Raw genomic sequence first — 7,733 nt, forward strand, 5'->3', positions numbered from 1 at the left:
ACATCACAGCTAGGCCAGCACCACCTTGCCCAGCTCGGCGGGCGTCGCCAGGAGGTCGTGGCGCGGCAGGATCCGCACGGTGTAGCCGAGGGAGCCGGCCCGGGGCAGCCGCAGCGTCGCGGTGTACTCGCCCTCCTGGGACGGCTCCATCCGCACAGTCATGGGCTCCGCCAGCTCGTCGGTGTCACCGACGCGGCCGACCACCGTCTGGACCTCCACTTCGGACGGCGCCAGCCCGGCCAGGTCCACCTTCGCCCGCACGCGCACCTCGTCGCCGACCACCAGGCGCTCCTGCGCCTCCACCGTCAGCTCCGTGTCCAGCACCCGCACCTGCCGCCACACCGCGTCGACCCGCCTGCGGTACTCCGCCAGCGACCGCGCCCCCGCGTACCCGTCCGCGGTCGCCGCCGCGCTGGTCACCGCCGCCGGATGGTAGGCCGTCTCCACGTACTCGCGCACCATCCGCGACGCCTGCACCCGCGGCCCCAGCACGTCCAGCGTGTGCCACACCATCGACATCCACCCGCGCGGCACGCCCGCGTCGTCCCGCTCGTAGAACAGCGGCGCCACCTGCTGGCCCAGCAGGTCGTACAGCGCGGCCGACTCCAGCTCGTCCCGGCGCAGCGGATCGGTCACGCCGTCCGCGGTCGGGATGGCCCAGCCGTTGCTGCCGTCGTAGCACTCGTCCCACCAACCGTCCTTGATGGACAGGTTGAGGCCGCCGTTGAGCGCCGACTTCATGCCCGACGTGCCGCACGCCTCCAGCGGCCGCGTCGGGTTGTTCAGCCACACGTCGCAGCCGCGGTAGAGGTAGCGCGCCATCGACATGTCGTAGTCGGGCAGGAACACCATGCGCCGCCGCACCGCGGGATCGTCGACGAACCGCACGACCTGCTGGATCAGCGCCTTGCCGCCCTCGTCGGCGGGGTGCGACTTGCCCGCGACGACGATCTGCATCGGACGTTCCTCGTCCAGCAGCAGCGCGCGCAGCCGTTCCGGGTCGCGCAGCATCAGCGTCAGCCGCTTGTACGTCGGCACGCGGCGGGCGAACCCGACGGTCAGCACGTCCGGGTCGAACACCTGGTTCACCCAGCCCAGCTCCAGCGCCGACGCGCCGCGCTGCAGCCACGCGTTGCGCACCCGCCGCCGCACCTCGAGCACGAGCTTCTGCCGCAGGTCCCGACGCAGCGCCCACAGTTCCTCGTCGGACACGCCCATCTGGCTGGGCAGCTTGCCGTCGTGCCCCCACGCCTTGTGCTTGCCGCCGAGCAGCGCGGTCAGCTCGCGCGCCACCCAGGTCGGCCCGTGCACGCCGTTGGTGACCGACGAGATCGGCACCTCGGCGTCGTCGAAGCCCGGCCACAGCCGCGCGAACATGCGCCGCGACACGCGACCGTGCAACTGGGACACGCCGTTGGACCGCTGCGCCAGCCGCAGGCCCATGTGCGCCATGTTGAACATGCCCGGGTTGTCCTCGGCGCCCAGCGCGAGGATCCGCTGCAGCTCCAGCCCCGGCAGCAGCCGCCCGTCGCCGAAGTAGTGCTGCACCAGGTCCACCGGGAACCGGTCGATGCCGGCGGGCACCGGGGTGTGCGTGGTGAACACGGTGCCCGCGCGCACCGCGGACAGCGCTTCGTCGAACGCCAGCCCCTGCTCGCCGATCACCTCGCGGGCGCGCTCCAGGCCGAGGAACCCGGCGTGCCCCTCGTTGGTGTGGAACACCTCCGGCTGCGGGTGACCGGTCAGCTCGCAGTAGCGCCGCACCGCGCGCATGCCGCCGATTCCTGCCAGGATCTCCTGGCGGATGCGGTGATCGGCGTCGCCGCCGTAGAGCCGGTCGGTGACGCGGCGCAGGTCCTCGTCGTTGGCCTCGACGTCGGTGTCCAGCAGCAGCAACGGCACGCGCCCGACCTGCGCCTGCCACACCTGCGCGTACAGGTCGCGCCCGCCGGGCATCGCGACGTGCACCAGCACCGGCTCGGAGTCCTCACCGGTCAGCAGCTCCAGCGGCAGCGCGCTCGGCTCGATCACCGGGTAGTGCTCGACCTGCCAGCCGTCCAGCGACAACGACTGCCGGAAGTACCCCGACCGGTAGAGCGGGCCGACCCCGATCAACGGCACCCCCAGGTCGGAGGCCGCCTTGAGGTGGTCGCCGGCGAGCACGCCGAGGCCGCCCGAGTAGTTCGGCAGCGCTTCGTGCACGCCGAACTCCATCGAGAAGTACGCGATCGCGGCCGGCGCCCGCTCCCCCTGCGGGCGCTGCTGGTACCACCGGTCCTCGGTCAGGTAGCGCTCGAGGTCGTCGCTCATCGCGCGGACCCTGGCGAGGAAGTCCTCGTCACCGGCCAGCTCCGTCAACCGCGTCGGCGACACCGCGGTGAGCATCCGGAGCGGGTCCCGCACGCGCCGGAACAGGTCGTCGTCCATCGACGCGAACAGGTCACGGGTCGGCGGGTGCCACGTCCAGCGCAGGTTGGTGGCCAGCGCGCGCAACCCGGCCAGCGGCTCGGGCAGGCTCGCGCGGACGGTGAACCGGCGGATTGCTCTCATGGGGATCGACGATATCGGTAAGGTGCGCTGCGACAAGCGTGACGAACATCGAGGGGGCCGGGGTGCGGCGATCGCTGGTGGCGCTGAGCGGGGTGCTGGCGCTGGGACTGGCCGGTTGCAGCGACGGGAAGTCCGCCTCGGTGTCCGAGGGTGACGTCGCCGGGCTGCCGATCACCCACTTCGGGAGCGGTCTCAAGCCGACCGCGCCCGAGCCGGACCTCGACGTGACCAACGTCAGCGGCGACGAGGCGGACCGGGTGGCCGTCGCCACCATCGCCGACGTCGAGGACTACTGGTCCGACGCGCTGCCGGGCAACTTCGACGTCAAGTTCGAGCCGGTGAAGTCCCTGCTGTCCTACGACTCCGACGGCGAGAACCAGGAGAACGGCTGCGGCGACACGAAGGGCAACGCGAACGCCTTCTACTGCAGCATCGACGACTCCGTGGCGTGGGACCGGGGCGTGCTGCTGCCGACCATGATGGACCAGTTCGGGCCGCTGTCGGTGGTGACCGTGCTGGCGCACGAGTTCGGCCACGCCGTGCAGTACCGGCTCGGCGACAAGGCGGGCATCAGTCGCAACACGCCCACGATCGTGAAGGAGCAGCAGGCCGACTGCTTCACCGGCGCCTACTACCGCTGGGTCGCCGAGGGCAAGAGCAAGTACTTCGCCGTGTCCACCTCCGACGGGCTGAACTCCGCGCTGTCGTCGCTGTTCCTGGTGCGGGACAGCGCGGGCACCTCGGCGACAGACCGGTCCGCGCACGGCACCGGGTTCGACCGGACCTACGCCTTCCAGATCGGGTTCGAGCAGGGGCCGACGGAGTGCGCGGGGATGACGCTGGACAACATCCGGCCGCGGCTCACCGAGCGGCCCTTCGACTCCGGCGACCGGGACGGCGACATCGAGGTCGACCAGGAGGCGATCGGCCTGCTGAAGGACAGCCTCGACCAGGCGTTCGCGGGCGCCAAGGTGCAGGCGCCGGAGATCGTCGACGACGGCGCGTCCTGCCCGAACGGCTCGGCCACCCCGCCGGCCACCTACTGCACGAGCGACAACACGGTGCGGATCGACCTCGCCGCGCTGGCCGAGCTGGGACAGCCGGTGGACCAGGAGGGCGAGTTCACCGGGTCCAGCAGCGGCGGGCACGGCGACTTCGCGGCGTTCTCCGAGGTCGCGTCCCGGTACGCGATGGGCATCCAGAAGGGTGTCGGCGCTTCGCTGGACAACGCGAACGCCGGGTTGCGGACCGCGTGCCTGGTCGGCGCGTGGGCTGCGGTGGCCGCGCAGGAGGGTCAGCAGATGCGGCTGTCGGCAGGCGACCTGGACGAGGCGATCTCGGACCTGCTGCGGCCGGACTCGCTGGTCGCGGCCGACGTCGACGGGAAGCCCGCGGCCAGCGGCTTCAACCGCGTCGAGGCCATGCGCACCGGCTACCTGCAGGGCTCCGGGCCGTGCAGCACCCAATACGGCTGAGTCAGCCGATGAAGTCGCCGGTCGCCTTGCGGACCTTGGTGAGCAGCTCGGACAGCTGCTCGGTCTGCTTGGGCGTGAGGCCGACGAGCCCGAAGTCGATCGAGGTGACCGCCTTCGTCGCCTCCTCCAGGCGGGCGTGACCGTCGTCGGTGATCTCCACCAGCGTGGTGCGCCGGTCGGTCGGGTGCGGCACCCGCTTGACCAGCCCGTCCTTCTCCAGCCGGTCGACGATGTTGGTCACGCTCGTCGGGTGCAGCTGGAGGCGCTCGCCCATGACCCGCATCGGCAGCGCGCCGCGGCGCGCGAACGACAGCAGCACGAGCGCCTCGTACCGCGCGAAGGTGAGGCCGTGCGGTTTGAGCGCGCCGTCGACGGCCGACTGGACGATCTGCTGCACGCGCATCACGCCGGTGACCGCCGCCATCGTCGCGGACGGCCCGATCCGGTCCTCCCACAGCTGCGCGGCGCGGGCGATCGGGTCGAAAGGCAGCGGGCGGTTCATGGCAGGGAAGCTACCAGCGGGTTCTTGACCGAGGGGGCAGGGTAGTGCGCAAAGTGTCGCAAGTGTGAGGAGAGCCGATGATCGTCGCCTTCAGCGTGAGCCCGTCCGGTGGTGACCCGGACGGCGGGGTCAGCGAAGCGGTCGCCAGGGCGGTGAAGGTCGTCCGCGACTCCGGCCTGCCGAACTCGACGAACGCGATGTTCACCAACGTCGAGGGGTCCTGGGACGAGGTCATGGACGTGGTGAAGCGGGCGGTGGAGGCGGCGGGCGAGGGCGCCGCGCGGGTGTCGCTCGTGCTCAAGGCCGACATCCGGCCGGGCTTCGACAGCGGTCAGCTGGAAGCGAAAGTGGAGCGGCTGGAGGAGCACCTCCGGTGAAACGCCGGACAGTACATGCCAGGATGGAAGCGTGACAAATCCACGCGCATCAGCAGCGAAGTCAGCCGCCATGTCCGCCGCGCTGTCCGGCGCGGTGGATCTGTCCGCGCTCAAGGCCAGGGCCGAGGCGCAGCGCAACGCCCCACCGCCGTCGAGCGGCGCACCGTCCGGGGGCGGCGGCGCGGCGAGCGCCGCGGTCATCGACGTCACCGAGGCCACGTTCCAGGCCGAGGTCGTCGAGCGGTCGCTGCAGCAGCTCGTCGTGGTGGACCTGTGGGCCGACTGGTGCGGGCCGTGCAAGCAGCTGAGCCCGGTGCTGGAGCGGCTCGCCGAGCAGTCCGGCGGCGCCTGGGTGCTGGCGAAGGTCGACGTCGACGCCAACCCGCGCATCGCGCAGGTCTTCGGCGTCCAGTCGATCCCGACGGTCGTGGCGATCGCGGGCGGGCAGCCGGTCAACGCGTTCTCCGGCGCGCTGCCGGAGCCGGAGATCCGGCAGTGGCTGGACCAGCTGCTGGAGGCGTTGAAGGGCAAGTTGCCGGGCATCCCGCCGTCCGGGGCGGGCGGCGCCGAGGAGCCAGAGGACCCGCGCTTCACCGAGGCCGAGGCCGCCTTCGAGCGCGGTGACTTCGCCGCCGCCGAGGCCGCCTACCAGCGGATCCTGGACGTCGAGCCGGCCAACGAGCTGGCGAAGGCCGGTCTGGCGCAGGTCCGGTTCGCCGCCCGCGCGTCCGAGGCCGACCCGTCGGCCGTCACGCGCGCCGACGCGTCCCCGGACGACCTGGACGCGCAGTTCGCCGCTGCCGACTACGAGGTTGCGACGGGCAAGGTCGAGGACGGGTTCTCCCGGCTCATCGAGGCCGTGCGCCGCACGGCGGGCCCGGACCGCAACCGCGTCCGCGAGCACCTGGTCGGCCTGTTCGACCTGTTCGACCCGGCCGACGAGCGCGTCGCGGCGGCCCGGCGGAACCTGGCGTCGGCCCTGTTCTGAGACGGCGTTCCCCGCGCCGCGAGGTGCGGCGCGGGGAGCGCGGTTCACCAGGGGATGACGCCGTCGTCGTCGAAGAAGCCGCCGCGCGGCCCGTCGTCGGGCAGGGTGGCGAGCCGGATCGCGATGGCCGCGCCCTGCTCGGGAGTCCGGGGCGCGGCGAAGCCGGTGAAGTCGGTCGCGACGTACCCGGGGCACGCGGCGTTGACGATGACGTTCGTGTCGGCGAGCGCGCGGGCGTACTGCACGGTGATGCTGTTGAGCATCGACTTCGACGGCGCGTAGGCGGCCATCACCGGGCCGGTCCGCAGTGCCAGCGAGCCCATGTTGCTGGACATGTTGACGATGCGCGGCGAACCGGCGCGGCGCAGCAGCGGGAGCATCGCGTTCGTCACCCGGACGACGCCGAACACGTTGGTGTCGAGGACGGTCCGGACGACGTCGAGGTCCAGTGTGGTCGGATCCTGCGCGCCGCCGTCGGTCCGGCCGCCGATGCCCGCGTTGTTGACCAGGACGTCGAGCCGTCCCGCCCTGCGCTCGATCGCCGCCGCGGCAGCCGCGACGCTGTCGTCGGAGGTGACGTCGAGGGCCACCCCGAACGCGTCGGCGCCCGCGGCGCGCAGCCGCTCGACGGCCTCCTCGCGGCGGGCGTCGTCACGCGCCCCGACGGCGACCGTGTGGCCGATCGCGCCGAGCCCCTGCGCGATCGCGTAACCGATTCCCTTGTTCGCGCCGGTGACCAGCGCGATCTTCGTGTCGTTCACGCGGCCCATGCTCGGCGCGCGGGAACGCTCTGTCCAAGATCAGCTCGCTATCCTGTGATACTCGGCAGGTATCAGCGCGCGTAGGCTCGAAACCGTGCGTGATCTGGAAACCCGCGAGCTCCGGTACTTCGTCACCGTCGCCGAGGAGCTGCACTTCGGCCGCGCCGCGGAGCGGCTCGGGATCGCGCAGCCGCCGCTCTCCCGCGCCATCCGGCAGCTGGAACAGCGGCTCGGCGCCCGGCTGCTCGACCGCGACCGCCGCGGGGTGGCGCTGACCGACGCCGGGCGGGTGCTGCTCCGCGAAGCCAGGGTGGCGCTCGACGCGGTCACGGCCGCCGCGCGCCGCACCCGCCGCGCCGCGGACCCGCACCGGCCGCTGGTGCTCGTGACGAAAGCCGGGGCGTCACATGAACTCCTGCAGCGGCTCCTGGACGCCGCCGCGGCCGAACCGGAGGTGCCGCCGGTCGAGGTCCTCCTGTGCGAAGTGGGCGAGCAGGCCGGGTTGCTGCGCGACGGGCGGGCCGACGTGGCGATCATGCACCGGCCGTTCGACGATCTCGCCGGCTTCGACACCGAGGACCTCGTCGTCGAAGGGCAGGTCGCGATCCTGCCCGCGGCGCACCCGCTCGCGGCCCGCGCGCAGCTCACGCTCGCCGAAGTCAGCGACGTCCCGGACCTGCCGATCGCGCGGTGGCCCCGGCTCGACGGCACCTACCCGCCCGGCCCCGGCCCGGAGGTGCGCACGCAGTCGCAGCTGGCCCAGCTCGTGGCACTGGGGCGGACGCTGCTCGTCATCCCCGCGTCCAGCCGGGCCTGGCAGTGGCCGGAGCACGTGGCGGTGCCCGTCGTCGACGCGCCGGAGGTCACGACCGTGCTCGCCTGGCCGGCGAGCAGCCGCTCAACCGCCGTCGCCGCACTCGTTCGCTCGGCGGCCGCGCTCTACGAGACGGCGTGACAGCACGAAGCGCCGCCGCCACGGGTCGTGGGACCTGAAGGGCAAGCGGGTGCTGGCGGTGACGAACTCGACCGGCTCGGCCATGGTCCAGCAGTTCGAGCCGGCGCAGGTGATCACGCTGAGCA

General features: G+C 72.4%; 7 protein-coding genes. 4 read left to right on the plus strand and 3 right to left on the minus strand.

Translation table 11 applies throughout. The annotated features are described in order from the left end of the window. Window positions 1-9: 9 nt before the first annotated feature. Complete coding sequence (glgP, locus tag ABZ215_RS27425; RefSeq protein ID WP_354952695.1) at window positions 10-2,550, minus strand: alpha-glucan family phosphorylase; 2,541 nt, start codon at window positions 2,548-2,550, stop codon at window positions 10-12. A gap of 38 nt (window positions 2,551-2,588) precedes the next feature. Between glgP and ABZ215_RS27430 the strand changes: the two genes are divergently transcribed. Continuing rightward, on the plus strand, window positions 2,589-4,025 hold the full coding sequence (locus tag ABZ215_RS27430) for a neutral zinc metallopeptidase (protein ID WP_354952697.1): 1,437 nt from the start codon (window positions 2,589-2,591) through the stop codon (window positions 4,023-4,025). Between the two features lies 1 nt (window position 4,026). Here ABZ215_RS27430 and ABZ215_RS27435 read toward each other — a convergent pair whose 3' ends face one another. Next, window positions 4,027-4,527: a MarR family transcriptional regulator gene (locus ABZ215_RS27435; RefSeq protein WP_020420186.1), complete on the minus strand. Its 501-nt coding sequence runs from the start codon at window positions 4,525-4,527 to the stop codon at window positions 4,027-4,029. A 77-nt stretch (window positions 4,528-4,604) separates the two neighbouring features. On the opposite strand from ABZ215_RS27435, the gene ABZ215_RS27440 reads away from it, so the two are divergent. Continuing rightward, window positions 4,605-4,904: a thiamine-binding protein gene (locus ABZ215_RS27440; protein ID WP_020420187.1), complete on the plus strand. Its 300-nt coding sequence runs from the start codon at window positions 4,605-4,607 to the stop codon at window positions 4,902-4,904. Window positions 4,905-4,935: 31 nt separating this feature from the next. Continuing rightward, complete coding sequence (locus ABZ215_RS27445) at window positions 4,936-5,892, plus strand: tetratricopeptide repeat protein (protein ID WP_354952698.1); 957 nt, start codon at window positions 4,936-4,938, stop codon at window positions 5,890-5,892. A gap of 44 nt (window positions 5,893-5,936) precedes the next feature. On the opposite strand, the gene ABZ215_RS27450 is transcribed toward ABZ215_RS27445, so the two are convergent. After that, window positions 5,937-6,662, minus strand: a complete 726-nt coding sequence (locus ABZ215_RS27450) for an SDR family oxidoreductase (RefSeq protein WP_354710287.1) — start codon at window positions 6,660-6,662, stop codon at window positions 5,937-5,939. A gap of 85 nt (window positions 6,663-6,747) precedes the next feature. Here ABZ215_RS27450 and ABZ215_RS27455 point away from each other — a divergent pair, with 85 nt between their 5' ends. Continuing rightward, entirely contained in the window at window positions 6,748-7,608 is an 861-nt protein-coding gene (locus ABZ215_RS27455) for a LysR family transcriptional regulator (protein ID WP_354952700.1), read from the plus strand. The last annotated feature ends 125 nt before the right edge of the window (window positions 7,609-7,733 follow it).

Source organism: Amycolatopsis sp. NPDC006131 (genome assembly GCF_040614175.1).
Taxonomy (GTDB): domain Bacteria; phylum Actinomycetota; class Actinomycetes; order Mycobacteriales; family Pseudonocardiaceae; genus Amycolatopsis_E; species Amycolatopsis_E tucumanensis.